This is a genomic window from Novosphingobium sp. JCM 18896 (assembly GCF_025938095.1).
Lineage (GTDB): Bacteria > Pseudomonadota > Alphaproteobacteria > Sphingomonadales > Sphingomonadaceae > Novosphingobium.
Genome location: NZ_JAPCZF010000001.1, coordinates 965,095 through 991,136 on the forward strand (window position 1 = coordinate 965,095; position 26,042 = coordinate 991,136).

Sequence of the window (26,042 nt, forward strand, 5' to 3'; positions counted from 1 at the left end):
TTCCGACACTCGATCGATCAGGCCGATTGCTCGGACCCGTTCGCTCGGGAGCGCTCCTAATAGCGATTGTTCGGCGGCTGGAAAGGGGGTTCTTCGAATTTTTTTCAAGTATCTGAAAATAAATCAAAATATCGTGTTTTTACGCCGAATCGCAGACGAATCGGTTGGCCTTGGCGGCCTGGTGGTGCCTCAGGAAAGGCCTGACGGGCGCACGCGCCAGCGGTCGATCGCCATCAGCGTGCCCACGCAGATCATGTTGGTCATCATCGACGAGCCGCCGTGGCTCATGAAGGGCAGCGGAATACCGACGACGGGGGCCAGGCCCATGACCATCATCGTGTTGATCATCGCATAGAAGAAGATCGTCGCGACCATGCCCGCGGCGAGGAGCTGCGAGAATCGATCGGGTGCCTTGCGGGCGACGCCGAGACCCCAGCGCAAGACCAGGAAGAAAACCAGCAGCACGAACAGGCCGCCGACCAGCCCCCATTCCTCGGCCATCGTCGCGAAGACGAAATCTGTGTGCGCCTCGGGCAGGTATTCGAGATGGCTCTGCGAGCCGTTACCGAATCCCTTGCCGAAAATACCGCCCGAGCCGATCGCGATCTTCGACTGGGTGATGTGGTAACCCGAGCCGAGCGGATCGCTCTCCGGGTCCATGAAGATCAGCACGCGCTTGCGCTGATAGTCGTGCAAGCCGAAGAAATAGGCGAGGGGCGCGATGATCATGCCGGCCAGGCCGCCGGCAACGAACCAGCGCAGCGGCAGGCCTGCCAGGAACATCACGACGAAACCGCCGAAACAGATCGCCAGCGCGGTGCCGAGATCGGGCTGGATGATGACGAAGGCCGCCGGCACCGCGATCAGGCCGCCCGCGGGGACGAGGCCGCGCCAGCTCGAAGTCATCGGTGCGGGCAAGGCATCGAAGAACCGCGCCAGCACCAGCACGATCGCCGGTTTCATCAGCTCCGACGGCTGCAAGGTCATGAAACCCAGATTGAGCCATCGCTGGCTGCCGCCGCCGATCGCGCCGAGCATCTCGACCAGCACCAGCAGGATCAGAACGGCGAAGTAGATCGGATAGGACCCGAGCTTGAACAGCTCGCGCGAGAAGCGCGACATGACCACGGCCATGGCGAGGAACAGCACGAAGCGGATGACGTGGGTCAGCGCCCACGGCTGGAGATGTCCGCCGGCGGCCGAATAGAGCACCGCCGATCCGAACAGCACCAGCGCGGTCAGCGGCAGGATCACCTGCCAGGGCTGGCGTGCCACGGTGGCAGGGACGATCGAACGGCTCATTGCGGCAGGACGATCGTCGGTGCCGGCGTGGGCGATGCGGCAGGGGCAGGCGGCGGGCTGACCTCGACCACCGGCTCGGGCGCGGGGGCCTGCGCCTCGCGCACCTCGGGCTGCGAGCGCGGCGCTACCGGCTCGTCCGCCGCGGCGACCGCGCTTTCCTGCGCCTGCGGCGAGACCACCGGCGCACTCACGCCGTATTGAGAGGCATAGAACGCGTATTTCGCGGCCATGCGCTCCTGCGGGGTACCGCCCCAGCCCTTTTCCATCTCGAGCAGGACGTCCATCGCCTTACCGGGATCGAACAGATAGGTCATGACGTCGCGCGCCACCGGATAGGCCGCGCCCGAACCGCCGCCGTGCTGGATCACCACGGCTGCGGCATAGCGCGGCTTGTCGAACGGGGCGAAGCAGATGAAGTGGCCGTGGTCGCGGTGCTTCCACAGGCCGCCCTTGCCGCGGCCGATGTTGAGTCCGACGACCTGCGCGGTGCCGGTCTTGCCCGCCATCTCCACGCCGGGGACCGGCAGCTTGGCGCGACCTGCCGTACCGCGGCCGTTGACCACCTCGTTCATTGCGGCGTGAACGATGTCGAGATGCTCCTGGCTGAAGCCCATCGACTTGGCCTGTGGCTGGTTGCCGCCGTGGATCAGGCGGGGCATGATTTCCAGCCCGCTGGCGATGCGCGAGGCCATGACCGCCTGTTGCAGCGGATTGACCAGCATGTAGCCCTGCCCGATCGTCGCGTTGACCGTATCGAAGACGGCCCATTCCTTGCCGTACTTCTTCATCTTCCAGGCCGGATCGGGAACCGTGCCATAGGACTGGCCGGCGACCGGCAGCGGGAATTCCTGGCCGAGACCCAGTCGCTTGGCCATCGCCGCGATCTTGTCCATGCCGATCTGCTGGGCGAAGTGATAGAAATAGACGTCGCAGGACTGATAGATGCCCTTGGCCATGTCGACCCTGCCGTGGCCGCCGTGGTTCCAGCAGTGGAACACGCGGTTGCCGACGCGCAGGCCACCACCGCAATTGGTCGCGTCGTCGGGGCTGAGCCCGGCCTCGAGAAAGGCCAGCGCCACCATCGGCTTGACCGTCGATCCCGGCGGAAACAGGCCGCGCAGCACCTTGTTGCGCAAGGGCACGTGATCGTCGTCGGACAGCATCTTCCATTCGATGCGACCGATGCCGTCGGCGAAGCTGTTGGGATCGAAGCTGGGCATCGACACCATCGCCAGCAGATCGCCGGTCCAGCAGTCCATCACCACCACGGCGCCCGATTCGAGGCCGAGCCGCCGCGCCGCATAGTCCTGCAGCGGACCGTTGATGGTCAGGTGCAGCGGCTTGCCCGGGACGTCCTCACGCGTGTCGAGATCGCGCACCACCCGGCCCGAAGCCGTCACTTCGACCCGACGCGCCCCCGGCTGCCCGCGCAGCAAGGTCTCGTAGTGCTTTTCGAGCCCATCCTTGCCGACCTTGTAGCCGGGGGTGACGAGCAGCGGGTTCTTGTCCTTCTCGTATTCCTCGGCCGAAGCCGGGCCGACATAGCCGATCAGGTGGCCGACCGAAGGTCCGGTCGGGTAAAAGCGCGAAAACCCGCGTTGCGGAACCACGCCGGGCAGGTCGGGCAAGCGGACCGAAACCGCGGCGAAACGCTCCCAGTCGAGCCCGGACTTGACCTCGACCGGCTGGAAGCCGTGCGCCTTGTCGAGCTTGTCCTTGAGGTCCTGAACCTCGATCGCAGTCAGCTGGAGCAACTGGCCGAGCTGGTTCACGGTCTTGTCAGCGTCGACCAGGCGCTCGGGAATGACGTCGACGCGGAAATCGGCGCGGTTGGAGGCGAGGGGGGCGCCGTTGCGATCGAGCACCCATCCGCGACGCGGCGGAATCAGCGTCAGGTTGACGCGGTTGCTCTCGGCCTCGAGCTGGTACTTCTCGTTCTGCGCCACCGACAGGTAGGCGAGGCGGCTCGCCAGCAACACGCCCAAGCCCCCCTGGACCGCACCGAGCACGACGACGCGGCGCTCGAAGCTCTGCCGCAACAGCGCCGGGCTGGTCGTCGGCATGCGCCAGATGGCCTTCCAGTTCATCGGCTCATGTCCAGGAAGGGAATCAGCCGGAAACGGTCGAGCCCGGCGACCACGCGGCCGACGAAGGGATAGACCAGCACCGCGAGAATGATCTGCGGAGCGAGGAAGGCAATATGGGCACTGCCACCGCCGGCATTGGCCGCGCCCAATGCCGCAACGATGTAGACCACGATCAGCGCGGTCGCGACGGCCCATTCGAGCGCGAAATTGCGCCAGGGGAAACGCAGCTCGATCAGTTCGAGCACGATCATCGCGATCGACCAGAGCAGGATCGCGCTGCCCAGCGGCTGACCGCTGTAGAGATCGTCGAAGAAGCCGAGCGGCAGCCCGGCCCAGACGGGCAGAAGCCCCGGACGCAGCTGGCGCCAGGCAAGCAGGGTCAGAAAGCCGAACGGCGGCACATAGGGCGCCGAGGCGAGGAACAGCCAGGTCGGCAGAACCGAGGCCAGCATGATCGACAGCCAAGGAACGCTGCGCGCGACGAGCGGCGAGGGCGCACGATTGATGCGCCGCTGGAAGCGGATCTGCACGGCGTGGACCAGACGCGACGGCATCAGCGCGGGCCGGGTGCTGCCGGGGGCGCGACTGCCGTTCCGGAGGCCGTGGCGACCGGCTCGGCCTGCTGCGCCCAGACGCGGTCGACCACGACGAATTCGGTTGCCGCGGGATCGGCCAGGACCCGCGCGATGGCGCCGTCGCGCGTAACGCTGGTCACCGCCGCGAGGGCGATGCCCGGACGATAGAGCCCGCCCGAGCCCGACGTGACGAAGACGTCGCCGGGTTTCAGCGGATTGATGCCGAGATTGATCAGGCGCAACTGCAGCCGGCCGTCGCCGAGCCCCTGTGCGAAGGCCGCGACGCCATCCTGGGCGCGGCGCACGGGCACCACACTCTCGGTATCGGTGACGAGCAGGACGCGTGCGGTCGAGGAGCCGACCTCGAGGACGCGACCGACCAGCCCGAGCTGCGAGCGCACGGGCATGCCGACGACCACGCCGCGGCCGCTACCGGCGCCCAGCGTGGCGAAGCGACGCGTCGATCCGCCGGTCGCCGCGACCAGTTGCGTCGTCACCACCGGCGCAGGATCCTGCTGGGCAAGACCAAGCAGGCCCTTGAGCCGCGTGTTCTCCTCGGCGATGGCCTGGGCCTCGACGAGGCGGATCTTGGCCTCGGCCAGTTCGCGTTCGAGCTTGGCATTGCGCACGCCTGCGACGGCATAGCCGCGCACGACGTCGAAGAAGCTCTGAGTCTCGCGCCGACCCACGGCCACGACCTTACCGCCGGGCTCGGCGGCATCGGCCGCCGCACCGCGCAGGCCGGCGAAAGCGTCGGGATTGAAGATGGAAACGATCAGGAATCCGCCGCCGACGAGCGCACCGACGATCCCGGCAATGTAGCCGAAAAACGTACCGTATTGCGCCCTGCGGGAATATCCGGAGCGCCGGTTAGGCGGCGGCGCCATGGAGCTTTTCTCCCTCCTGGCAGCTTAAGCCGTCATCAAGACGCCGCGATAGACGGGGTCTTCCATGGCGCGGCCGGTACCCAGCGCGACGCAGGACAGCGGGTCCTCGGCGATCGAAACGGGCAGGCCGGTCTCTTCGCGCAGGTACTCGTCGAGCCCCTGGATCAGCGCGCCGCCGCCGGTCAGAACGATACCCTGATCGACGATGTCGGCCGCGAGTTCGGGCGCGGTGTTCTCGAGCGCGATACGCACGCCCTCGATGATCGCGCCGATCGGTTCGGACAGGGCTTCGGCGATGTTCGCCTGGGTGATCGTGATTTCCTTGGGCACGCCGTTGACGAGGTCGCGGCCCTTGATGTGGATCGTCTCGCCGACGCCGTCGGTCGGGACCATGGCGATGGCATAGTCCTTCTTGATCCGCTCTGCGGTCGATTCGCCGATCAGCAGGTTGTGGTGACGACGGACGTAGGAGACGATCGCCTCGTCCATCTTGTCGCCGCCGACGCGGACCGAGGTGGTATAGGCGAGGCCGCGCAGCGACAGCACGGCGACTTCGGTGGTACCGCCGCCGATGTCGACGACCATCGAGCCAACCGGCTCGGTCACCGGCATGTCGGCGCCGATCGCTGCGGCCATCGGCTCGAGGATCAGGTAGACTTGGCTTGCGCCGGCGTTCGAGGCGGCGTCGCGGATGGCGCGACGCTCGACCGAGGTCGAACCCGAGGGCACGCAGATCACGATCTCGGGATAGCGGAACAGGCTCTTCTTACCGTGCACCTTGCGGATGAAGTGCTTGATCATCTCTTCCGCGATTTCGATGTCGGCGATGACGCCGTCGCGCAACGGACGGATCGCCTCGATGTTGTCGGGCGTCTTGCCCATCATCATCTTGGCGTCGTCGCCGACGGCCTTCACCTTCTTGATGCCGTTGATCGTTTCGATCGCGACGACCGACGGCTCGTTCAGGACGACGCCGCGGTCTTGCACATAGACCAGCGTGTTCGCCGTGCCGAGATCGATCGCCATGTTCTGCGAGCCGAACTTGAAGAATCGCGACATCATCGAGGGCATCAAAATATCCGTGACTTACCGGGCACTTACCGCGAAGCTCGCGGCGGCATGCAGGCCGGCTGGTGAGCGTGGAAGGCGGCTTCCTAGCGCAGCATTTGGCGAAAGGCCAAAATTTTGTGGCGCAATCGGGGGATAGCTTTCGGACCCCAGTCTCGAATTTCCGGCGCTTCGTCGCTATGCAGTGGAAGTGCTCGAAAGCTCCCCAAGAATCTCCCCGGTAATCCGACGCCTGCCCGAGGAACTCGTCAACCGGATCGCCGCCGGCGAAGTGGTCGAACGCCCAGCCTCGGCGCTCAAGGAACTGGTCGAAAACGCCATCGACGCGGGCTCGATCAACATCTCGGTCCGGCTCGCCGCCGGCGGGCTCGATCTGATCGAGGTGACCGACGACGGTTGCGGCATGGGTCCCGCGGAAATCGCGCTCGCGCTCGAACGCCACGCCACCTCGAAACTGCCAGACGAGCATATCGAACTGGTCGCCACGCTCGGCTTCCGCGGCGAGGCGCTGCCCTCGATCGCCAGCGTCGCACGCCTGTCGATCGAATCGCGGCCACGCGGTCAGGAAGGCTGGAAGCGCGTGGTCGACCACGGTCAGGTCGCCGAGGACGGCCCCGCCGCGCTGCCGCCGGGCACCCGCATCCGGGTGGAGGACCTGTTCGGCAAGGTGCCGGTGCGACGCAAGTTCCTGCGCACGCCGCGCGCCGAATATGCCGCCTGCCTCGACGTCGTCCGCCGACTCGCCATGGCGCGACCCGATGTCGGCTTCACGCTCGAACACGACGGCCGCCGCGTGCTCCAGGTCCAGGCCGGCGAAGGCGGGGATGGGGCGCTTGCCGCGCGCGTCTCCCGCCTCGTCGCGCGCGAGCTTGCCGACGACGGCGTGGTGATCGATGCCGAGCGCGGGTCCGCTCGGCTCACGGGGGTGGCGGGCCTACCCACCTACAATCGCGGCGTTGCCGATCACCAGTACCTGTTCGTCAACGGCCGGCCGGTGAAGGACCGGCTGCTGATCGGCGCGGTGCGCGGCGCCTATGCCGACATGCTCGCGCGCGACCGCCACGCCGTGCTCGCGCTGTTCCTCGAGCTTCCGCCCGAAGAGGTCGACGTCAACGTCCACCCGGCCAAGACCGAGGTGCGCTTCCGCGATTCCGCCTTCGTGCGCGGCTTCATCGTCGGCGCGCTGCGCCACGCGCTCGACAGCGCCGGCCAGCGCTCGGCGCAGAGCCCCGCGGCCGGGGCCATGGCCAACTGGCAGGTCGAGCCCGTCGCAGCGCCTGCTGCCTACGTTCCGCTGACACCTGTGCCGGCGCCGCTGGGAAGCCTGTTCACGAGCTTCGATCGCGCAACGCCAGCGCGCGTCAGCGAGGTCGGGCAGAGCTGGCGCAGCTACGAGCAGGCCGTGATGGCGCCGCCCTCGGCGCGCGCCGAGGAAGCCGAAGCGATCCCCGAAGAGGCCGTAGCCTATCCGCTCGGCGTCGCGCGCGGGCAGGTGGCTGGCACCTATATCGTTGCCGAGGCTGAGGATGGCCTGGTGATCGTCGACCAACACGCGGCGCACGAGCGCCTCGTGCTCGAACGGCTGCGCGCGGCGGGAGCCCAGGGCGCGGTCGCCGCGAGCCAGGCTCTGCTGCTGCCCGAAGTCGTCGATCTCGAGGAGCCCGCCTGCGACCGGCTCGAGGAAAAGGCCGAGGACCTCGCCGCGCTGGGTCTCGCCGTCGAACGCTTCGGACCGGCCGCGATGCTCGTGCGTGCGGTGCCGACGGCCTTGGGCAAGAGCGACGTCCAGGCGCTGGTCCGCGACGTGGCCGACGATCTCGCGCAGAACGGGGACGCGCTGCTGCTTGGTGAGCGGCTCGAACACGTCCTGGCGACGATGGCCTGCCACGGCTCGGTCCGCGCCGGCCGCGTGCTGTCGGTGATCGAGATGAACGCATTGCTGCGCGAAATGGAGCGCACGCCGCGATCGGGCCAATGCAACCACGGCCGCCCGACCTGGGTCAAGCTGGCACACGGCGACATCGAGAAGCTGTTCGGCCGCAAGTAACCGTGTGGGAACAACGGCTCGACGTCGCGCATTGTCCACTCGTGAACAAAGGTCGCTTAGCTTTGATCGTGATGCCGCTCGCGCTGCTCGGCGCCTGCGGCGGGCAGACGCCCGCGGAGAAGGCCGCTTCGGACGCACGCGCCGTCGCCGAGGTCGAAGCCGTGCAGAAGCGCAAACCGCCGATCCAACCGCTCGAAATGGGCGTGGTCGATCCCAACGTGCGGCGGCTGTTCAACCTCTCGGAGCATGGCTGCGGTTTCTTCACCGATCCCAATCCCGGCGCCTTTCCACTCGCCGTCATCGGCAGCGACAAGGCGGTGTTCCAGCTCAATGGCGAGCCGGCGATCCTCGCGTCGGACAGCGGCAGCCCGGTGATCGCCGGGAACATCCACGAGAAATACGTCGGCCGGCAGCAGTCGGCGCAGCTGGAACGCGACCCCGATCGCCTGACGATCCGCGACAGCTTCGAGCGGATCGTCTATCAGGCGGCGGGCATGCTGCGTTGCTCGGAACCGGCCGAAGCCGCCGCGCGATAGGCCTTGGCCCAGGCCAGCACGTCCTGCCGCGCCCAGGCGAGCATGTGGAAGCAGGGCCGGTACTGGCCCGCCTCGTACAACGCCTTGCGCTGCGGCGCGAAGCGCAGGGCGTCGGCGGTGGCATAGGCGTCCTCGCCGACACGCATGACGAAGGCCCCGCCGCTTTCGGGAATGGCGCCGATGAACGACAGTTCGGGGCTGATCCGGGCCACCTGTGGATCGTGCCACCACGACCAGCTACTGATCCCTCGGATTTCGGGGTTGGCTTCGAGCAGGTCCGCGACGCGCAGGTAGAGCTCGGCATAGCCCTGGGCGTTGAAGTCCTTGACCAGGCGCCGGTCGAAATGGAGCCCCCAGACGGCCTTCACCCCGCCGAGCCGCCAGGCCATCCGCGCCATGGTCAGCGCCTGACCGGCCCCGCCCTTGAACGCCAGGCTGCGCGGAATCCCGCCGAGCGGATCGAGCACCTCGACCCCGCAGGGCAGCAGGCGGCCGCGGCAGACCGCGAAGTCCTTGGCGAAAGGGTCATGGCCGTGGCGGAAGAAGCCCTTCCGGCCTTTGCCCAGGTCGGCGACCACGCGCGCGAGATAATCGTCGAGCACGCCGCGCGCCTCGGAGGTCAGGCGCATCGGCGCGGGCGGACCGTCGACAACCGCGCGCGCGATCAGATGGAGCAGGACGAGGCGGTGATAGGCCTCGACCGCCTCCATCCCACCTGCGGCCTCGATCGTCGCGCAGGTCGCCCGCGCTTCGGCCGGAACCGCGTGATACTGCGAGCCGGCGGGCAGCGCGGCGAAAGGCGCCAGATAGGCGTCGATCGGGTGGTCGGCGAGCAGGCCCGCCGCAAGGCCGGACTCGATCTCGCGGACCATCGCGGCGATCGCGTCCGGGGGCGGCAGCGCCCGGCGCTGCGAGTCCTGGGGAGCAGGTGGCGCCGACGGGGGGGAAGGATCGGCTATGGTCTCATCCCGCTTCAAGGCTCGCAACGTCCTTCTGCCCGCCAGTCTATCGCCCGCCCGTTTCTCCAGTGTTTATGGAATCTATCTTAGTGTTGCCGATCAGCGCCCGAGGATGAAGCGCGCGAACAAGGTATAGCCCCAGGGATTCTTGCCGTAGGCGACGTCGAGCGCATCGGGCTTGGCATAGAGCGCCGCTGAGCCGCCGAGCGCGAGTTCGAACGGCCCCAGCGGCACACGCCGGGCGTAGCCGAGCTGGAACTTGCTGACGCGAAACACCTGGTCGTGCAGCGGATCGGCGTGATCGGGGAAGAACTCGTCGTTGGCGACGTTCTCGAACCGGCCGAACAGCGTGTTGCGATCGTCGAGGTCCCAGTTCGCCTCGGCCTGCCAGGCCGAGAGCGAACCGCCCCCTGAACCGTTATTGGGCCGGCGATCCTTGTTGCTGAAGGCCAGCATCGCCGCGAAGCCCTTGCCGTCATTGTAGTGCGCCGAGGCGGTGACGCGGTGCTCGTCCTCGCCCGGGTGCAGTTCCTCGGGTTCCTTGATCTGGCCATAGCTCGTCTGCAGGGTCCAGGCGGGCGAGGGGCTCAAGGTCGCGCGGACCGACCAGCTGTCGAGCTTGGGCGTCTCGATCCCCCAGCGACGTTCGTCGGGTTCCGCCCCGCGGAAGGCCGAGGCCTCGAGCTGGAACAGCGGCGAGGAATAGCCGGCGGTGACGACGCCATAGGTGATATGCGTCGAATCGAACCAGTGGTGTGTGATCGGCGGCTCGGGATTGTAGCGGGCCGAGCCGCGCATCATGAAGGCGCTGGGGCCAAGCGCGGGTTCGCCGACCGGGCCGCCGTAAAGGAACAGCTTGTCGTCGCCGCCCAAGTCGAAGTCGACGCGCGCGGCCAGTTCCATGAACAGGTCGTGCGGATGCTGGCGATCGACCAGCGGCAGCCCGCGCGCGGTCTCGCCGGTGGCGAAGAGATTGGGGTAGCCGCGCGCGTCCATCGCCGGCTCGAGGCTCAGCATCGACTTGAGCAGAACGCGGCCGAAGCTGGTCTCGCGCTCGCCGGTGACCATCAGCATCGAGGTGACATAGGCCTTGTCGTCGCCGCGCGGCCCCGAGTGATCGGTATACTGACCCGAGACGAAGCCGTGCGCCATGACCATCCAGTCGCCCGTCGGCAGGTGCAGCCCGCGCATCGATTCATTGGCGGGCAGAAGCGCCGTGCCCGAACCCGCGCTCGGGCCGCTCGGCATCGCCTCGGCCATCTCCTCGCCATCGGCAGCCGGCATCGTGTGGCCCATGGCGGCGTGATCCGTCGCACCGTGATCGTGGTCCTGCGCCCATGCGGCCGGAGCCATGGCGATCGCCAGGGTGCTCGCGGCGAGCGAACGGACAGCCAGTTTCATCATAGTCTCCATTGTTTCAAAGATATTTGCCGAGCATCCAGGCGGCCATGGCCACCATGCCCAGGTTCTCGGCCAGCGAGACGAAGCCCAGCGGCACCCGGCTCGATCCACCGACGCAGGCACATTTGATGTCGCGCTTCTGGACATAGACGGCCCAGAACACCGAGACCGCGCCGACCGTACCGATGAACAGCGCGATCGGGATCGACACCAGATCGAGCCAGTGCGCCGCCATCAGCGCGCCCGCCGACCATTCGAGGAACGGGTAAAGCCAGGCATAGGGCAGCCAGCGCCGCGCCAGCAGGTCGTAGCCGAGGAACATCGTCGCGAAGCTGTCGACGTCCTGCAGCTTGAGCATGGCCAGGATCATCATCGCGAAAGCGACGAACCATTCGCCGGCCACGACCGTCAGCGGCGTGCCGAGCACCGCGGTGCTGGCGGCGAGCGCGAGGCCCGCGGCTGTGGCAAAGACCGCGATCACCGGCACGTAGCTGGTCGCCTGCGGATCGCGGACCTTGAGGCCGAGATGACGACGCAGATCGTCGTGACCGCCGATCCGCTGGCCGTCGATGAACACCTGCGGCGTCGTCTTGACGCCGTGCTCGGCCTTGAACGCGTCGGTCTCCTCGCGCGTGGTCAGCCAGCGGTCCTCGACCGCGTAGCCACTGCTGCGCAGCAGGTGCAGCGCCCGGATTCCCCAGGGACAGACGTGCTTGTCCATGACCATGCGGTAGATCGTGGCCTTGGGCTTGGATGCTTGGCGTTCCATGACGAATCAACCTATAGCTTCCGTACCACGGTACGGAGTCAAGCAATGGCGCTCACCATTTCGGAACTGGCGCGCGGCGCCGGGGTGGGGGTGGAGACCGTCCGCTTCTACCAGCGCAAGGGCCTGCTGTTCGATCCGCGCCCCGGCTCGGTCGCGAGCCCGCCAGGGCGGCGTCACTATGGCGACGACGAAGTGCGCCGGCTACGCTTCATCCGCGGCGCTCAGCGCGCGGGCTTCACGCTCGAGGAAATCCGCGAACTGATGGACCTCGATCGCAGCAACGACCGGCCGAAGGCGCGGGCGATGGCGCGCGCGCGGATCGTCGAACTGGACGCGCGGATCGCCGAACTCGAGGCCGCGCGCCGCTCGCTAGAAAGCCTGGCCCGCGAGTGCGCCAAGTCCGACGAGGGCCCGTGCCCGATCATCGAGGCCTTCGAGCGCTAAATCGCCGCCAAAATGGAGCGTTCAGGAACCGGCGTACGATAAGCGGGTTTATCGAGTGCTTGCCGGTGCCCTGACTTGCACCCCGTACCCCGCCCCCGCTCAAAAGCCAGCGCTCCGGCAAGCTCCCTCCAGATCAGACGCTCGCCTCAGACGTTGAACTTGAAGTGCAGGCAGTCGCCGTCCTGGACGACGTACTCCTTGCCTTCCTGGCGCAGCTTGCCGGCATCCTTGGCGCCGCTCTCGCCGTTCAGCGCGACGTAGTCGTCATAGGCGATCGTCTCGGCGCGGATGAACCCGCGCTGCATGTCCGAGTGGATCTCGCCCGCGGCCTCGGGGGCCTTGGCGCCCTTGTGCACGGTCCAGGCGCGCGCTTCCTTGGGGCCGACGGTGAAGAAGGTCAGCAGATGGAGCAGATCGTAGCCCGAGCGGATGATGCGCGCGAGGCCGGTCTCGTGCAGACCCAGCTCCTCAAGGAAGACCATGCGCTCTTCGGGATCCATGCCGACCAGTTCGGCCTCGATCGCCGCCGAGACGATCACCGCGTTGGCGCCTTCGGCCTTGGCCTTCTCGAACACCTTGGCCGAGAAGGCGTTGCCCTCGGCGGCGCTCTCTTCCTCGACATTGCAGACGTAAAGCACGGGCTTCGAGGTCAGCAGCTGCGCCTGGGCGAAGACGCGGGCTTCATCGTCGTCCTTGGGCTGGGTCAGCCGCGCGGGCTTGCCGTCGCGCAGCAGGTCGAGCGCCTGGCCGAGCACCGAGGCGATCACCTTCGATTCCTTGTCGCCCTGCGCCGCCTTCTTCTGCGCCGCGGGGACGCGCTTCTCGAGGCTTTCGAGGTCCGACAGCATCAGCTCGGTCTCGACCGTCTCGGCGTCGGAAATCGGATCGACCTTGTTGTCGACGTGCTGGATGTCGTCGTTCTCGAAGCAGCGCAGGACGTGGACGATCGCGTCGACCTCGCGGATGTTGCCGAGGAACTGGTTGCCCAGGCCTTCACCCTTCGAGGCGCCGCGCACGAGGCCGGCGATGTCGACGAAACCGAGCTGGGTGGGGATGATCTTCTGGCTGCCGGCGATCTCGGCCAGCTTGTCGAGCCGTGGATCGGGCACGCCGACCTGGCCGACGTTGGGCTCGATCGTGCAGAACGGATAGTTCGCCGCCTGCGCCGCCTGCGTCTCGGTCAGCGCGTTGAACAGCGTCGACTTGCCGACGTTGGGCAGGCCCACGATCCCGCAACGAAAACCCATGATATGCTCCGAATGATGCTTGAGCGCGCGCCCATACCGGGGTGCGGGGGAAAAGGCCAGCGGGGGAGGCGTAACACCTTGCATCCTCCCCGGTACGGGGAGGGGGACCGTCCCCGCGCAAGCGGGGATGGTGGAGGGGGCTCTCCGGCAAACACGTCGTCCCGCCCGGAGAGCCCCCTCCGTCATTCGCTCCGCGAATGCCACCTCCCCGTGCCGGGGAGGATGAAGAAACGTCAATCCAGCACGGCCTTGCCCCAGGCCGCGTAGGGGCTCTTCTCGAGCAGGCCGCGCTGGGTCTCGGCCGAGACGCGGTTGATCTCGAGCTGCGGCTTGTTGCCCGGATGGACCGGACGGCGCAGCGGGCGCGTACCCGCAGGCAGGGCGGCGATCTCGGCAATGGCCCTGGGCACCTCGATCGGATCGGGCAGGCCGGGGGGGCAGGGCTGCGGGAGCGGCCCCACCACCGGGCATCCGGCTCATCTGCGCGACCAGTTCGGGATAGCCGGCCTTGTGCTTGTCGTCGGCCCGCGCTGCCAGCGCCGCAGTATAGCGCGCACGGTTCCGGCCGATGCCCGTGGGAAAGCCGCCGGGCTCTATGATCACGACTTCGATGCCGTGCGGCGCGAGTTCGTAGGCGATCTGCTCGCTCATCGCCTCGACCGCGAACTTGGTCGACGAATAGAGCCCGCCCGCGGGCATGATGATCCGCCCCTGCTGCGACGAGACGTTGAAGATCAGGCCCGACTTGCGGCGGCGCATGCCGGGCAGCACCGCGCGCATCGTCCGCTGCAGGCCGAAGACGTTGGTATCGAAGGTCAGCTTGGTCGCTTCGAGGTCCTGCACCTCGACCGGGCCGGCGATGTTAATGCCGGCGTTGTTGACCAGCGCGTCGAGCGGCCCGCCGTTGCGCTTCTCGGCCTCGGCGACCGCGGCGTTGACCGAGTCCTCGGACAGGACGTCGAGCGGCAGGACCTGGAGATCGAGCTTCTCGTCGCGCGCCACCTTGAGCAGCGCCTCGCCCTCGGGCCGCGGCAGGTTGCGCATCGTCGCGAAGACGCGCGCGCCGAGCCGCGCATAAAGCAGCGCCCCGACGTTTCCGAAGCCCGACGAGGTACCGGTGACGAGGAAGCTCTTGCCCGCGAGCGGCTTGGTGCCTTGGGCGGAGCCGGGAACCGCAGCCGCGGCGGCGAGGGCGCCGCTACCGGCCAGAAGCGAGCGACGGGTGATCTCGGGCATGGCCTGAACCTCCTGCGATGACGCGCGGAGGATATACCGATGCCGGGGATAGTCGAGCTAGGCGACTGTAACGAAGTGTTCGCGTCAGTCCTGCAGCCGCAGCGCGACGTCGTTCATGAAGCGCGTGTCGTCGCCCTTGGCCAGCCATTCGCTCTCGGCCGAGATCGCGCCGAGCATGTCGGCGAGGTCGTCCATCTCGCTCTTGGCGTAGTTGCCGAGGACGTGACCGGTGACGCGGTCCTTGTGGCCGGGATGGCCGATGCCGATGCGCACGCGGCGGAAATCGGCGCCCAGATGCTGGTCGATCGAGCGCAGGCCGTTGTGTCCGGCGGTGCCGCCGCCCTGCTTGATCTTGACCTTGAACGGCGCGAGATCGAGCTCGTCGTGGAACACGGTCAGCGCGTCGAGGCCGAGCTTGTAGAAGCGCAGCGCCTCGCCGACCGAGCGGCCGCTCTCGTTCATGAAGGTGGCGGGTTTGAGCAGGAGTATCTTCTGGCCGGCGATGCGGCCTTCCTGCAGCCAGCCCAGGAACTTCTTCTGGACCGGGCCGAAATCGTGGACTTCGGCGATCGTGTCGAGCGCCATGAAGCCGATGTTGTGCCGGTTCATCGCATATTGCGGACCGGGATTGCCGAGGCCGACCCAGAGCTGCATCGAAATCCCCGGAAAGTCGTCGTCCCGGCTTTCACCGGGACGACGGGTATTCTCAAGCGTCGGCGGCCGGCGTCTCGTTGTCGCCTTCTTCGCTCTTCAGCGCCGAAGGAGCAACGATCGTCGCGATCGTCAGGTCCGCTTCGTGGCTGCCGTCGGTGGCACCGGCGGGCAGCTTGATGTTGTTGATGTGGATCGAATCGCCCACGTCCAGGCCGGTGACGTCGATCTGGATGTCATCGGGGATCTTGTCGGCTTCGACGACGAGGTCGAGGCTATGGTGGACGATGTTGAGCACGCCGCCCTTCTTGAGGCCCGGCGACTTCTCTTCGTTGATGAAGACCACGGGCACGTTGACGTGGACCTTGGCGTTCTTCGAAACGCGCAGGAAATCCGCGTGCAGCGGGCGATCGGTCACGGGGTGGAACGCGACGTCCTTGGGCAGGGTCCGCACCTTCTTGCCGCCGACTTCGACCTCGACGATCGAGTTGAAGAAGTGACCGGTGCCGAGCTGACGGACCAGTTCCTTCTCCTCGACGTGGATCGAGAGGGGCTCTTCGTTGTTGCCATAGACAACGGCGGGGACACGGCCAGAACGACGCAGGTCACGGGAGGCTCCCTTGCCAGCCCGTTCGCGCGTCTCTGCCGGCAGGTTAAGCGTATCGCTCATGGTACTTGCCTTTCGAAAACACTGGATTGCACATGCTTCGCCGTCACGCCTCCAGGGATGACCATGACGGGAAGCGGGCGCGGTTAGCGGCAAAGTCCCGGAAATGCAAGGCCGCAGCGGCTATTGCACACGCGTGATCGTATAGCCTCGCGCCGCGAGCAGGGCCGGCAGCCCCTCGGTCCCCGCCATATGCGCCGCACCGAGCGCGACGAAGGGGTGTTGCCCCTGGCCCAGCATGGCGACGAGACGTTCGCTCCAGGCGCGGTTGCGCGCGGTGAACAGCGCCGCGCGCAGCTCGGGATCGGCGAGCAGGCCCTTGCCGGTCTCACGCTCGATCGTGGCCATGTCGCCCTTGCGCCAGGCCGCAGCGAGGTCGCCGCTCTCGTTGTCGATCGCGCCTTCGTCGCGCAGGACGGCGTTCAGCAGATCGCGCTGCTCCGCTTCGGGCAGGGCATCGAACAGGCCGAGTTGCGCGGCGGCGCCTTCGAGCTCGACCACCGGGCGATGTTCGGCCGCGGCGAGGACCGCGCGGTCGATCCCGTTGCCGGCATCGTCGCGCCCCTGGCTGGCGCGCGCGAGCGACAGCGCCACGGCCCAGGTCTCGACACCGGTGAAGCTCGCCTCGCGCGCGCCGACCTTGCTCATCAGCGCGGCAAGCCGCGGGCGCAGCGCCGGGTCGATCCGCGCCGAGACCGGCGGCAGGCCCGGACTCTTGGACATGGCGGCGAAGGTCTTCTGTAGCGCCGCCTGATCGGCGAGATTTCCGACCTCGACGACGATCCGATCGCTGTCGCGCAGCGCCGCATCGACCTTGCCCGAGCGCCAGAGCACGGGGCGTTCGAGCGCGTGGATCGTGCCGAACAGATAGCCGCGCTCACCATGGACGCCGTCCACGCGCCAGAGCGCCGGATTGGCCGGCTCGGGCTCGGCGGCGCATGCCGCGAGCAGCGCCGCCAGGGCGACGGCGATCAGGCCGCGCACGCGCATGTCACTGCACGCGGGTGGTCTTGAGGCCCTGCGCGGCAAGCTGCTCCTGCAGGCTGCCCGGCCCGGCGAGGTGCCCGGCGCCGACCGCGACGAAGACCGTGCCCGGCGTATCGAGCCGCTGCTTGACCCATTGCGCCCAGGCCTTGTTGCGGTTGACCAGCAGCATCTCGATCAGCGCTGGATCGTCCTCTTCGTCGTTCATCAGCTTCGCGAGCGTCTCGGCATCGCCGCGGCGCCAGGCGGTGACCATCTGGCCGAGCTGCTCGGCCACGGTCGGCAGCTGCTCGACGACGTCGGCGAAATAGCGCTTCTGCGCGTCCAGCGGCAGCGAATCGAACAGGCCGATCTGGAAGGCCGGGGTCTCGAGCCCCGTGTGCTTGCGGCCGAGCGCCTTGGCCTGCGCGTCGAGCACCTGCTCGACCCCGAACTTGGGATCGTAGCCCGTGCGCATCAGCGGCAGGGTCGAGAGCGCCACGGCCGCATACCAGGGCTCGTAGCCGTCGAAAGCCTGGAGCGGCAGGCCGAGCCCGCCGAGCTGCTTCTCGTAGGCCGCCTTCTGCGCCGGGGTCAGCAGGCCGCGCAGCGACTGGCCCTGCGGCAGCACCGCGTGCTCGAGCACGAGCCGCTGCATTTCGGTGGGATCGGCCTCGGTGATCTCGGTGACCAGTTCCTGCGAGCCGTCGAAGGCCTCGCGCACGGGCCCGTGGAACCAGTCGATGCCTTCGGGCAGCGCGTGGATCGTGCCGAACAGCCAGATCGTCGTATCCTCGTCGGACAGCTTCCACAGCGCCGGGGCGATCTTCTCCGCCGTGGGGGCCGGACTCGGGGAAGGAACCGGGGCAGGGGGAGAAGCGGCCACGGTCGCGGCTGGCTGGGCCGATGCCGTGACCGACAGCGCCGAGACGATCGCGAGGAACAGGCAGGCGAGCCGACGGAAGAGCGATTGCATGGCCTTGGTATAGGCAGCGGATTCTCACCCGTCGATGAACGGCCTGCCAGAATCTACAGTCCGTTTTCCCGGTGATCCGACTCCTGTTGACCCTGCATGCCCCGTGCGCCAAAGGCCCGAGCCATGTCCGCCCCATCTCTGACCGGTTCGAAACCGCTTTCCTTCCAGGAGATGATCCTGCGCCTCCACTCGTTCTGGAACGCGCAGGGCTGCCTGATCCTGCAGCCCTATGACATGCGCATGGGTGCCGGCACCTTCCACCCCGCGACGACCCTGCGCGCGCTCGGCCCCGAGCCGTGGAAGGCCGCCTACGTCCAGCCTTCGCGCCGGCCGACCGACGGTCGCTACGGCGAAAATCCGAACCGGCTGCAGCACTATTACCAGTACCAGGTGATCCTCAAGCCGAACCCCGAGAACCTGCAGGAACTCTACCTGCAGAGCCTGGCGGCGATCGGCGTCGATCCGCTGGCGCACGACATCCGCTTCGTCGAGGACGACTGGGAAAGCCCCACTCTAGGCGCCTGGGGCCTCGGCTGGGAAGTCTGGTGCGACGGCATGGAGGTGACCCAGTTCACCTATTTCCAGCAGGTCGGCGGTTTCGACTGCAAGCCCGTCGCGGGCGAACTAACCTATGGCCTCGAACGCCTGGCGATGTACATCCAGGGCGTCGACAACGTCTACGACCTGCGGTTCAACGACGCCGGCGTGTCCTATGGCGACGTGTTCCTCAAAAACGAGCAGGAACTCTCGAAGTACAACTTCGAAGTTGCTGATACCGAACAGCTTTTCAAGGGCTTCCAGCACGCCGAGGCCGAGGCCAAGCGCTGCATCGAAGCGCAGATCCCGCTCGCGGCCTACGACCAGGCGATTGAGGCCAGCCACCTGTTCAACCTGCTCCAGGCGCGCGGCGTGATCTCTGTGCAGGAGCGCGCCAGCTACATCGGCCGCGTACGCGATCTGGCCAAGGGCGCCTGCCAGGCGTGGATCGAGAAGAACCAGGCCGAATGGGCCGAGAAGTTCCCGGGGTGGACGGTATGAGCGATTTCCTCCTCGAACTGCGCTCGGAAGAGATCCCCGCACGAATGCAGGCCGGCGCGCGCGCCAGCCTCGAGAAGCTGTTCCGCGAACAGCTCGCCGCCGCCGGGCTCAAGCCGGGCGCGATCACGGTCTGGTCGACGCCGCGCCGGCTCGCGCTGATCGCGCGCGACCTGCCGCTCGCCACCGAGGCCGTCAGCGAAGAGCTCAAGGGTCCCAAGACCTCGGCACCGCCGCAGGCGCTCGAAGGCTTCCTGCGCAAGACCGGCCTGACCCAGGACCAGCTCACCGAGCGCGACGGCATCTATTTCGCCGTCACCGAAAAACCCGGCCGCGCCACTAAGGACGTGCTGGCCGAGGCGATCCCGGCGATCGTCCGCGCCTTCCCCTGGCCCAAATCGCAGCGCTGGGGCGCCGCCTCGATCTCCACCGAGAGCCTGCGCTGGGTGCGTCCGCTCTCGGGCATCGTCGCGATCCTCGGTGAGGACCTCGTCGAGACCGCGGTCGGCGACATCGTCTCCGGCTATGCCACCAAGGGCCACCGCTTCCATCACCCGGGCGAGATCACCATCGGCGGCGCGCACGACTATGCCGACAAGCTGCGCGCCTGCCACGTCCTCGTCGACCACGAGGAACGCCAGGACATCGTTCGCGCGAAGGCCGCCGAGGCGGCGAGCGTCACGGGCCTGACCCTGGTGGAGGACGAAGGGCTAGTCATCGAGAACGCCGGCCTGACCGAATGGCCGGTGCCGCTGCTCGGGCGCTTCGACGAAGAGTTTCTTGAGGTTCCGCCCGAGGTCATCCAGCTAACCGCCCGCACAAACCAGAAATATTTCGTCTGCGAGAAGGATGGCAAGCTTGCCAATGCCTTCGTCTGCACGGCCAATATCGAGGCCAGCGACGGCGGTGCGGCGATCGTCGACGGCAACCGCAAGGTCCTCGCCGCACGCCTCTCCGACGCGCGCTTCTTCTGGCAGCAGGACCGCAAGGTCGCGCTCGCCGATCAGGCGAAGAAGCTCGAACGCATCACCTTCCACGAAAAGCTCGGTACGGTCGCCGACAAGGTCGAGCGCGTCGCCAAGCTGGCGCGCTGGCTGGTCGAAGAGGGTGTGGTAAAGGGCGCCGACGCCGATCAGGCCGAACAGGCCGCGCGTCTCGCCAAGGCCGATCTCGTCACCGAAATGGTCGGCGAGTTTCCCGAACTTCAAGGCCTTATGGGCGGCTATTACGCTCGCGCCGAAGGTTTACCTGATGCCGTCGCCGATGCCATCTGCGATCACTACAAGCCGGTCGGGCAGGGCGATGACGTGCCGACCGCGTCTTTGACGGTCGCGGTCAGCTTGGCGGACAAGTTCGATACGCTCCAGAGCTTCTTCGGAATCGACGAGAAGCCCACGGGCTCGAAGGATCCCTTCGCGCTGCGCCGCGCGGCGCTGGGCATCATTCGCCTGATCACCGAAAACGGCCTGCGCATGAGCGCGGGCGAGGGCGAACTCCTCGACTTCTTCGCCGACCGCCTCAAGGTTCAGCAGAAGGAAGCCGGCGTCCGCCACGACCTGATCGACGCGGTCTTCGCACTGGGCGGGGAGGACGATCTCGTCCGGCTGCTCGCGCGCGTCCATGCGCTGCAGGCGTTCGTCGGCACCGACGACGGCACCAACCTGCTCGCCGGCTACAAGCGCGCCGCCAATATCCTCAAGAAGGAGGACTGGCACGGCAGCGAGGGCGAGATCGCGCGGACCGGCGAGGAAGATCCGCTGGCCCAGGTCGACGATCCCGATCTCGCGCCCGTCATCGCCGCCAAGATGGCCCAGCGCCATGCGCAGGACCTGTCCTATACGCCCGAACCCGCCGAAAAGGCGCTAATCGACGCGCTCGACGCGGCCGGTCCGCAGGCCGCCGCTGCGGTGGATGCCGAGGATTTTGCGACGGCCATGGCCGCGCTCGCGACTTTGCGCGCGCCGATCGACTCGTTCTTTGATAGCGTGACGGTCAACGACAGCGACGAGATCAAGCGTCGGTCGCGGCTCGACCTGCTCGCGCGGTTCCGCCAGGCCGTGCACGGCGTGGCCGACTTCTCGAAGATCGAAGGGTGACGGCCAGCACGCCACCCTATCGCAGTTGAGAGATTACCGGGAGATTCCCAGCCTTTAGAGGCTACCCCTCAGGATGGGGTGTCATACGACACCTGCGTCCCCCAAGCGCCAATTCGGCCCAAGTGCCAGTGAGGAAAGCGACGATGAGCAAGCAGGTCTACACCTTCGGCGGTGGTGCGAACCACGATGACGCCCGCACCCGCGACAAGACGATCGTCGGCGGCAAGGGCGCCAATCTCGCCGAGATGGCCGGGATCGGCCTGCCGGTGCCCCCGGGCTTCACCATCACCACCGAGGAATGCGTCGCTTATCTCGCCTCGGGCGCCGACTTTTCGGAAGCGCTGCGCGGCGACGTCGCCACGGCGCTGACCCATATCGAGGCTTCGGTCGGCAAGAAGTTCGGCGATCCCGCCGACCCGCTGCTCGTCTCGGTCCGCTCGGGCGCGCGCGTGTCGATGCCCGGCATGATGGACACCGTGCTCAACCTCGGCCTCAACGACGCCACGGTCGAAGGTCTGGCCAAGACCTCGGGCGACGATCGCTTCGCCTGGGATTCGTACCGCCGCTTCATCCAGATGTATTCGGATGTGGTGCTCGGCATCGCCCATCATCTGTTCGAGGATGCGCTCGAAACGGTCAAGGAAGACAATGGCTTCTACACCGATGTTGAGATGGAAGCCGATCACTGGCGCGCGCTCGTCGGCGAGTACAAGGACATCGTCGCCAAGGAGCTGGGCCGCCCATTCCCGCAGGACGTGACCGAACAGCTCTGGGGCGCGATCCAAGCCGTGTTCGATTCGTGGGATTCGGACCGCGCCAAGGTCTATCGCCGTCTCAACGACATTCCCGGCGACTGGGGCACCGCGGTCAACGTCCAGGCCATGGTCTTCGGCAACATGGGCGACACCTCGGCAACGGGTGTGGCGTTCACGCGCGATCCGGCGACGGGCGAGCGCGCCTATTACGGCGAATGGCTGGTCAACGCCCAGGGCGAGGACGTCGTCGCCGGCATCCGCACGCCACAGTACCTGACCAAGGACGCGCGCGAGAAGGCGAACGCCAAGCCGCTGTCGATGGAAGAGGCGATGCCCGAGGCCTATGGCGAACTCGCGCGCGTGTTCGACCTGCTCGAGAAGCACTACCGCGACATGCAGGACATCGAGTTCACCGTCGAGCGCGGGCACCTGTGGATGCTGCAGACCCGCTCGGGCAAGCGCACGGCCAAGGCGGCGCTGCGCATGGCGGTCGAGATGGTCGGCGAGGGCCTGATCGACGAGGCGACCGCAGTGCGCCGGATCGATCCGATGGCGCTCGACCAGCTGCTCCACCCGACGCTCGACCCCAAGGCCCCGCGCGACGTGCTGGGCAAGGGCCTGCCGGCCTCGCCGGGCGCAGCCTCGGGCGCGATCGTGCTCGATGCCGACACCGCCGAGCACCGCGCCGAACTCGGCGAGGCGGTGATCCTCGTCCGCGTCGAGACCAGCCCCGAGGACATCCACGGCATGCACGCCGCCAAGGGCGTGCTGACCGCGCGCGGCGGCATGACCAGCCACGCCGCCGTGGTGGCGCGCGGCATGGGCCGCCCCTGCGTCTCGGGTGCCTCGGCGATCTCGATCGACATGGGCAGCCGCACGCTCAAGATCGGCAACCGCAGCCTCAAGGAAGGCGACGTCATCACGCTCGACGGCGCCACCGGCGACATCATGGCCGGCCAGGTGCCGACGATCGAGCCCGAACTCGTCGGCGATTTCGGCACCCTGATGGGCTGGGCCGACCAGCACCGCCGGATGAAGGTGCGCGCCAATGCCGAGACGCCCAACGACTGCCGTATGGCACGCCAGTTCGGCGCCGAGGGCGTCGGCCTGTGCCGCACCGAGCACATGTTCTTCGACGCCGGCCGCATCTCGGCCGTGCGCCAGATGATCCTCGCCGAGGACGAGGCCGGCCGCCGCTCGGCGCTCGACAAGCTGCTGCCCGAGCAGCGCGCCGACTTCCGCGCGATCTTCGAGGTCATGGCCGGGCTGCCCGTCACCATCCGCCTGCTCGACCCGCCGCTGCACGAGTTCCTGCCGCACGGCGACGCCGAATTCGCCGAGCTGTCGGAGACGATCGGCATCGGCGTCGAGACGCTCAAGCGCCGCGCGGGCGAGCTCCACGAGTTCAACCCGATGCTCGGCCATCGCGGCTGCCGCCTCGGCATCACTTTCCCCGAGATCTACGAGATGCAGGCGCGCGCGATCTTCGAGGCCGCCTGCGACGTCGCGGCGGCGAGCGGGGAAGCCGTGGTCCCCGAAGTGATGATCCCGCTGGTCGCGACCAAGCGTGAACTCGAAATCCTGCGCGCGCTGGTCGATCGCACCGCCGCCAAGGTCTTCGCCGAGAAGGGCGCGACGCTCGAATATCTGGTCGGCACGATGATCGAGCTGCCGCGCGCCGCGCTGATGGCCGGCGAGATCGCCGAGGAGGCGCGGTTCTTCTCGTTCGGAACCAACGACTTGACGCAGACTACTCTGGGCGTTTCGCGCGATGACGCGGCGCGTTTCCTGAGCCCCTATGTCGAGCAGGGCATCTATCCGCGCGATCCCTTCGTCAGCCTCGATGTCGACGGCGTCGGCCAGCTCGTCAGCCTCGCCGCCGAACGCGGCCGCGCGACGCGCCCCGACATCAAGCTCGGCATCTGCGGCGAACACGGCGGCGACCCGGCGTCGATCGCTTTCTGCGAAGCACAGAAGCTCGACTACGTCAGTGCCTCGCCCTACCGCGTGCCGATCGCCCGCCTGGCCGCGGCACAGGCGGCTTTGGGCTAACGCTTCCAGCCACTTAGCGTCAAAATCTCGAAACGCTCGGTAGTACGACCGTCTTCGCCCGCCGCGGCGAAGGCGGTTCGTGCCCGGGCCAGCGCGGCCTTGCCCAGCGGCGGGCCGGCACGGTCGAGCACGTTCGACAGTCCTTGCGCCCGCAGGTCCCCGATCAGCCGCTCGAGCGAGGAGAACCGCACGTCGAGCGAACGGCTGTCGATCACCGGATCGGCGAAGCCCGTGCGCTGAAGCAATTGCCCGCCGGCGCGTACGTCGACTTGCGGATGGATCCGCGGGGCCGGGCGGTCCCCATCGGCCGCGAGCATCGCCTCACGCAGCACGGGCAGGCTCCCGGCGGCCATGAAGCTCGCGATCATCAGCCCGCCGGGCGCAAGCGCGCCGCGCAAGTGAATCAGCGCGCCGGGCAGGTCGTTGACCGTGTCGAGCGTGCCGAGGCTGGCGATCAGGTCGAAGCCTCCGGAAGCGAAGGGTCGCTCTTCGTCGAAGCCACGCGCGGGCTCGACGCTTTCGGTGCCGGGGCCGAGCCCGACCGCGAGCATGCCGGTAAAATCGCCGATCACCAATGCTTTGCGCGGCTCGACTCGCAGGAACGAGAGCCGGTCGAGCACGTCGTCGACCATATCGGCCATCAGATAGCGCGGCGCGTCGGGTACCTGCTGCAGCGCAAGCATGCGACGGCGAGCGGCGAGACGGCGGGCAGGGGCGAAGATCCGGGGCGGGGAGGCCATCACCGCCCCATGGCGCGCTGGCGTCAGCTTGGCTAGTCTCTGACGTCATGCGGTTCGCCCAAGCCCTGGTCCCGGTAACCGATCTGGTCTTCCCGCCGCGCTGTCCGCTCTGCGGCGAGGGCATCGGCGCGCAGACCGGGCTCTGCGCCGCCTGCTGGGGCGAACTGGTGATCCCCGGCGAGCCGGCCTGCGGGCTGTGTCAGCGGCCAATGGGCGACAGCATCACCGCCGGAGCGGTCTGCGCACCGTGCCTGGCACAGCCGCCGAAACACGACGGCGTCGCCGCAGGCACCCTCTATAACGCGGCCTCGCGGCGACTCGTGCTCGCCTTCAAGCACGGCCAGCGCATCGCGCTCGCGCCGATGATGGCGCGGCTGATGGCCGCCAAGTTGAGCATGGTCGAGCCCGACTGGCTCGTCGTGCCCGTACCCTTGCACCGCTGGCGGCTGTGGCAACGCGGGTTCAACCAGGCGGCACTCCTCGCCGGCGAGATCGCCCGGTTGCGCGGAGCCAGGCTGGCAGTGGACCTGCTCGAACGCCGCAAGGCGACGCCCACGCTCGGCGGGCTCGGCGCCAAGGCGCGTGGACGGGCGCTCTCGGGCGCGATCGCGGTCAATCCCAGGCGCAGAGCCTCGCTGAGCGGCGCGAAAGTCGTGCTCGTCGACGACGTGCTGACCAGCGGCGCGACCAGCGAGGCCTGCGTCTCGGCACTCAAACGCGCGGGCGCGGAAACCGTGATCGTGGCCTGCTTCGCGCGGGTATTGGATGAGGCGCTGCCCACGGGCTGAACGGCAATCCAGCCCATCCTGAATGGGCCGAAAGCACAAACGAAAACGCCCGGAGCCGAAACTCCGGGCGTCCTCGTGACGAAACTAGTGGACGCTGCTTTCGCAGTTCGCCGGCCACCCCCTATGGCCAGTTCGCCCGATCCCTCATTCGGCTCGCCCAGGCTTGCGCGGGCGTTAGCCTATCCCCGAACCATGGCGCTTTGTTCCGCACCGTATTCCGGTTTGCAGACCTCGCGGCCTGCCCGAGCGTTTTCCTCGGAACCGCGCGGAAATGAAAGCCCTTCGGCCTTGGTTGATGGATTTTGGTCTCCATCTGTGGTTATCGTGCAACAAGTTTGCGCGAGCGCCGCTTTCACCTAGGATCATCACGATTATGACGACCACTTCCGCCCCGACCAGCGATCGCGAGAAGGGCACCGCCTTCCTGCCCCGCTTCGACGCCCAGGGCCTGCTGATCGCGATCGCGGTCGATTCGACCACGCAGGAGATCCTGATGGTCGCCTATATGGATGCAGAAGCCCTGGCGAAGACCCGCGAGACCGGCCTCGCGCACTTCCACTCGCGCTCGCGCGGCAAGCTCTGGCTCAAGGGCGAAACCTCGGGCCATTTCCTGCGCGTGCAGGAAACCCGCGTCGACTGCGACCAGGACGCGCTGGTCATGCTGGTCAAGCCCGAGGGCCCGGCCTGCCACACCGGCGCCACGAGCTGTTTCTATCGCAAACTCGAAGGCGACGAACTCGCCCCGATCGCAGGCTGAGGAG

General features: G+C 67.6%; 22 protein-coding genes and 1 pseudogene. 8 read left to right on the forward strand and 15 right to left on the reverse strand.

The window, feature by feature from the left end:
- Positions 1-189: 189 nt before the first annotated feature.
- From rodA to OLX23_RS04680, 5 genes are read right to left on the reverse strand one after another with little or no spacing between them, the layout of a single operon-like run.
- On the reverse strand, positions 190-1,302 hold the full coding sequence (gene rodA, locus OLX23_RS04660) for a rod shape-determining protein RodA (RefSeq protein ID WP_264443386.1): 1,113 nt from the start codon (positions 1,300-1,302) through the stop codon (positions 190-192).
- Positions 1,299-3,389: a penicillin-binding protein 2 gene (gene mrdA, locus OLX23_RS04665; RefSeq protein WP_264443387.1), complete on the reverse strand. Its 2,091-nt coding sequence runs from the start codon at positions 3,387-3,389 to the stop codon at positions 1,299-1,301. The genes rodA and mrdA overlap by 4 nt, the downstream gene beginning before the upstream one ends.
- Positions 3,386-3,943 carry a rod shape-determining protein MreD gene (mreD, locus tag OLX23_RS04670; protein ID WP_264443388.1) on the reverse strand — a complete coding sequence of 186 codons (558 nt, stop codon included), beginning with the start codon at positions 3,941-3,943 and terminating at the stop codon, positions 3,386-3,388. The genes mrdA and mreD overlap by 4 nt, the downstream gene beginning before the upstream one ends.
- Positions 3,943-4,851 carry a rod shape-determining protein MreC gene (gene mreC, locus OLX23_RS04675; protein ID WP_264443389.1) on the reverse strand — a complete coding sequence of 303 codons (909 nt, stop codon included), beginning with the start codon at positions 4,849-4,851 and terminating at the stop codon, positions 3,943-3,945. Before mreC ends, mreD begins: the two co-directional genes overlap by 1 nt.
- Before the next feature lie 24 nt (positions 4,852-4,875).
- A complete protein-coding gene (locus OLX23_RS04680; RefSeq protein ID WP_319641292.1) occupies positions 4,876-5,922 on the reverse strand; it encodes a rod shape-determining protein in 1,047 nt (348 codons plus the stop codon).
- 187 nt (positions 5,923-6,109) lie between these two features.
- Here OLX23_RS04680 and mutL point away from each other — a divergent pair, with 187 nt between their 5' ends.
- Together mutL and OLX23_RS04690 are read left to right on the forward strand one after the other, a co-directional pair.
- A complete protein-coding gene (gene mutL, locus OLX23_RS04685) occupies positions 6,110-7,966 on the forward strand; it encodes a DNA mismatch repair endonuclease MutL (protein WP_264443392.1) in 1,857 nt (618 codons plus the stop codon).
- 68 nt (positions 7,967-8,034) lie between these two features.
- The gene (locus OLX23_RS04690; protein ID WP_264443393.1) at positions 8,035-8,502 is read left to right on the forward strand and encodes a hypothetical protein; all 468 of its coding nucleotides are present in this window, start codon (positions 8,035-8,037) and stop codon (positions 8,500-8,502) included.
- Here OLX23_RS04690 and OLX23_RS04695 read toward each other — a convergent pair.
- The 3 genes from OLX23_RS04695 to OLX23_RS04705 form a co-directional block, all read right to left on the reverse strand.
- Positions 8,448-9,374, reverse strand: coding sequence for a hypothetical protein (locus OLX23_RS04695; protein WP_264443394.1), 927 nt, complete (start codon positions 9,372-9,374; stop codon positions 8,448-8,450). The genes OLX23_RS04690 and OLX23_RS04695 overlap by 55 nt on opposite strands.
- Positions 9,375-9,560: 186 nt before the next feature.
- Positions 9,561-10,862 carry a hypothetical protein gene (locus OLX23_RS04700; RefSeq protein ID WP_264443395.1) on the reverse strand — a complete coding sequence of 434 codons (1,302 nt, stop codon included), beginning with the start codon at positions 10,860-10,862 and terminating at the stop codon, positions 9,561-9,563.
- A gap of 16 nt (positions 10,863-10,878) precedes the next feature.
- On the reverse strand, positions 10,879-11,631 hold the full coding sequence (locus OLX23_RS04705; protein WP_264443396.1) for a glutaredoxin: 753 nt from the start codon (positions 11,629-11,631) through the stop codon (positions 10,879-10,881).
- Between the two features lie 45 nt (positions 11,632-11,676).
- Here OLX23_RS04705 and OLX23_RS04710 point away from each other — a divergent pair, with 45 nt between their 5' ends.
- Complete coding sequence (locus OLX23_RS04710; RefSeq protein ID WP_264443397.1) at positions 11,677-12,075, forward strand: MerR family DNA-binding protein; 399 nt, start codon at positions 11,677-11,679, stop codon at positions 12,073-12,075.
- 146 nt (positions 12,076-12,221) lie between these two features.
- Here the strand turns inward: OLX23_RS04710 and ychF are convergent, their stop codons facing one another.
- From ychF to OLX23_RS04740, 6 genes and pseudogenes are all read right to left on the reverse strand, one after another.
- A complete protein-coding gene (gene ychF, locus OLX23_RS04715) occupies positions 12,222-13,322 on the reverse strand; it encodes a redox-regulated ATPase YchF (RefSeq protein WP_264443737.1) in 1,101 nt (366 codons plus the stop codon).
- Positions 13,323-13,910: 588 nt separating this feature from the next.
- A pseudogene (locus tag OLX23_RS04720) lies at positions 13,911-14,558 on the reverse strand (SDR family NAD(P)-dependent oxidoreductase); the annotation flags it as partial.
- A gap of 84 nt (positions 14,559-14,642) precedes the next feature.
- Positions 14,643-15,212 carry an aminoacyl-tRNA hydrolase gene (gene pth, locus OLX23_RS04725; RefSeq protein ID WP_264443398.1) on the reverse strand — a complete coding sequence of 190 codons (570 nt, stop codon included), beginning with the start codon at positions 15,210-15,212 and terminating at the stop codon, positions 14,643-14,645.
- A 52-nt stretch (positions 15,213-15,264) separates the two neighbouring features.
- Positions 15,265-15,879, reverse strand: a complete 615-nt coding sequence (locus tag OLX23_RS04730; protein WP_264443399.1) for a 50S ribosomal protein L25/general stress protein Ctc — start codon at positions 15,877-15,879, stop codon at positions 15,265-15,267.
- 120 nt (positions 15,880-15,999) lie between these two features.
- On the reverse strand, positions 16,000-16,866 hold the full coding sequence (locus tag OLX23_RS04735; RefSeq protein WP_264443401.1) for a TraB/GumN family protein: 867 nt from the start codon (positions 16,864-16,866) through the stop codon (positions 16,000-16,002).
- A 1-nt stretch (position 16,867) separates the two neighbouring features.
- Positions 16,868-17,815 (reverse strand): TraB/GumN family protein, encoded by a 948-nt coding sequence (locus OLX23_RS04740; RefSeq protein ID WP_264443402.1) that lies wholly within the window; start codon positions 17,813-17,815, stop codon positions 16,868-16,870.
- 123 nt (positions 17,816-17,938) lie between these two features.
- On the opposite strand from OLX23_RS04740, the gene OLX23_RS04745 reads away from it, so the two are divergent.
- The 3 genes from OLX23_RS04745 to ppdK all read left to right on the forward strand — a co-directional run bounded on the left by OLX23_RS04745 (position 17,939) and on the right by ppdK (position 23,753).
- Positions 17,939-18,853, forward strand: a complete 915-nt coding sequence (locus OLX23_RS04745; RefSeq protein WP_264443404.1) for a glycine--tRNA ligase subunit alpha — start codon at positions 17,939-17,941, stop codon at positions 18,851-18,853.
- Positions 18,850-20,946, forward strand: a complete 2,097-nt coding sequence (glyS, locus tag OLX23_RS04750; RefSeq protein WP_264443405.1) for a glycine--tRNA ligase subunit beta — start codon at positions 18,850-18,852, stop codon at positions 20,944-20,946. The genes OLX23_RS04745 and glyS overlap by 4 nt, the downstream gene beginning before the upstream one ends.
- Before the next feature lie 143 nt (positions 20,947-21,089).
- Positions 21,090-23,753, forward strand: a complete 2,664-nt coding sequence (gene ppdK / locus OLX23_RS04755) for a pyruvate, phosphate dikinase (RefSeq protein ID WP_264443406.1) — start codon at positions 21,090-21,092, stop codon at positions 23,751-23,753.
- Here the strand turns inward: ppdK and OLX23_RS04760 are convergent.
- Positions 23,750-24,493, reverse strand: coding sequence for a class I SAM-dependent methyltransferase (locus OLX23_RS04760; RefSeq protein WP_264443408.1), 744 nt, complete (start codon positions 24,491-24,493; stop codon positions 23,750-23,752). The two genes, ppdK and OLX23_RS04760, sit on opposite strands and share 4 nt — an antisense overlap.
- Before the next feature lie 47 nt (positions 24,494-24,540).
- On the opposite strand from OLX23_RS04760, the gene OLX23_RS04765 reads away from it, so the two are divergent.
- Positions 24,541-25,281, forward strand: coding sequence for a ComF family protein (locus OLX23_RS04765; RefSeq protein WP_264443409.1), 741 nt, complete (start codon positions 24,541-24,543; stop codon positions 25,279-25,281).
- A gap of 373 nt (positions 25,282-25,654) precedes the next feature.
- Positions 25,655-26,038: a phosphoribosyl-AMP cyclohydrolase gene (hisI, locus tag OLX23_RS04770; RefSeq protein ID WP_264443410.1), complete on the forward strand. Its 384-nt coding sequence runs from the start codon at positions 25,655-25,657 to the stop codon at positions 26,036-26,038.
- Positions 26,039-26,042: the final 4 nt, after the last annotated feature.

Excerpts from the sequence above, each read along its gene's own strand:
- OLX23_RS04700 (WP_264443395.1), bottom strand. The coding sequence starts at position 10,862 with ATGAAACTGGCTGTCCGTTCGCTCGCCGCGAGCACCCTGGCGATCGCC.
- mreC (WP_264443389.1), bottom strand. The coding sequence starts at position 4,851 with ATGGCGCCGCCGCCTAACCGGCGCTCCGGATATTCCCGCAGGGCGCAA.
- OLX23_RS04765 (WP_264443409.1), top strand. The coding sequence starts at position 24,541 with ATGCGGTTCGCCCAAGCCCTGGTCCCGGTAACCGATCTGGTCTTCCCG.
- mrdA (WP_264443387.1), bottom strand. The coding sequence starts at position 3,389 with ATGAACTGGAAGGCCATCTGGCGCATGCCGACGACCAGCCCGGCGCTG.
- OLX23_RS04760 (WP_264443408.1), bottom strand. The coding sequence starts at position 24,493 with ATGGCCTCCCCGCCCCGGATCTTCGCCCCTGCCCGCCGTCTCGCCGCT.
- ychF (WP_264443737.1), bottom strand. The coding sequence starts at position 13,322 with ATGGGTTTTCGTTGCGGGATCGTGGGCCTGCCCAACGTCGGCAAGTCG.
- ppdK (WP_264443406.1), top strand. The coding sequence starts at position 21,090 with ATGAGCAAGCAGGTCTACACCTTCGGCGGTGGTGCGAACCACGATGAC.
- hisI (WP_264443410.1), top strand. The coding sequence starts at position 25,655 with ATGACGACCACTTCCGCCCCGACCAGCGATCGCGAGAAGGGCACCGCC.
- OLX23_RS04730 (WP_264443399.1), bottom strand. The coding sequence starts at position 15,879 with ATGAGCGATACGCTTAACCTGCCGGCAGAGACGCGCGAACGGGCTGGC.
- OLX23_RS04740 (WP_264443402.1), bottom strand. The coding sequence starts at position 17,815 with ATGCAATCGCTCTTCCGTCGGCTCGCCTGCCTGTTCCTCGCGATCGTC.
- glyS (WP_264443405.1), top strand. The coding sequence starts at position 18,850 with ATGAGCGATTTCCTCCTCGAACTGCGCTCGGAAGAGATCCCCGCACGA.
- rodA (WP_264443386.1), bottom strand. The coding sequence starts at position 1,302 with ATGAGCCGTTCGATCGTCCCTGCCACCGTGGCACGCCAGCCCTGGCAG.
- mreD (WP_264443388.1), bottom strand. The coding sequence starts at position 3,943 with ATGCCGTCGCGTCTGGTCCACGCCGTGCAGATCCGCTTCCAGCGGCGC.
- OLX23_RS04705 (WP_264443396.1), bottom strand. The coding sequence starts at position 11,631 with ATGGAACGCCAAGCATCCAAGCCCAAGGCCACGATCTACCGCATGGTC.
- OLX23_RS04745 (WP_264443404.1), top strand. The coding sequence starts at position 17,939 with ATGTCCGCCCCATCTCTGACCGGTTCGAAACCGCTTTCCTTCCAGGAG.
- OLX23_RS04680 (WP_319641292.1), bottom strand. The coding sequence starts at position 5,922 with ATGCCCTCGATGATGTCGCGATTCTTCAAGTTCGGCTCGCAGAACATG.
- pth (WP_264443398.1), bottom strand. The coding sequence starts at position 15,212 with ATGCAGCTCTGGGTCGGCCTCGGCAATCCCGGTCCGCAATATGCGATG.
- OLX23_RS04695 (WP_264443394.1), bottom strand. The coding sequence starts at position 9,374 with ATGGTCCGCGAGATCGAGTCCGGCCTTGCGGCGGGCCTGCTCGCCGAC.
- OLX23_RS04710 (WP_264443397.1), top strand. The coding sequence starts at position 11,677 with ATGGCGCTCACCATTTCGGAACTGGCGCGCGGCGCCGGGGTGGGGGTG.
- OLX23_RS04735 (WP_264443401.1), bottom strand. The coding sequence starts at position 16,866 with ATGCGCGTGCGCGGCCTGATCGCCGTCGCCCTGGCGGCGCTGCTCGCG.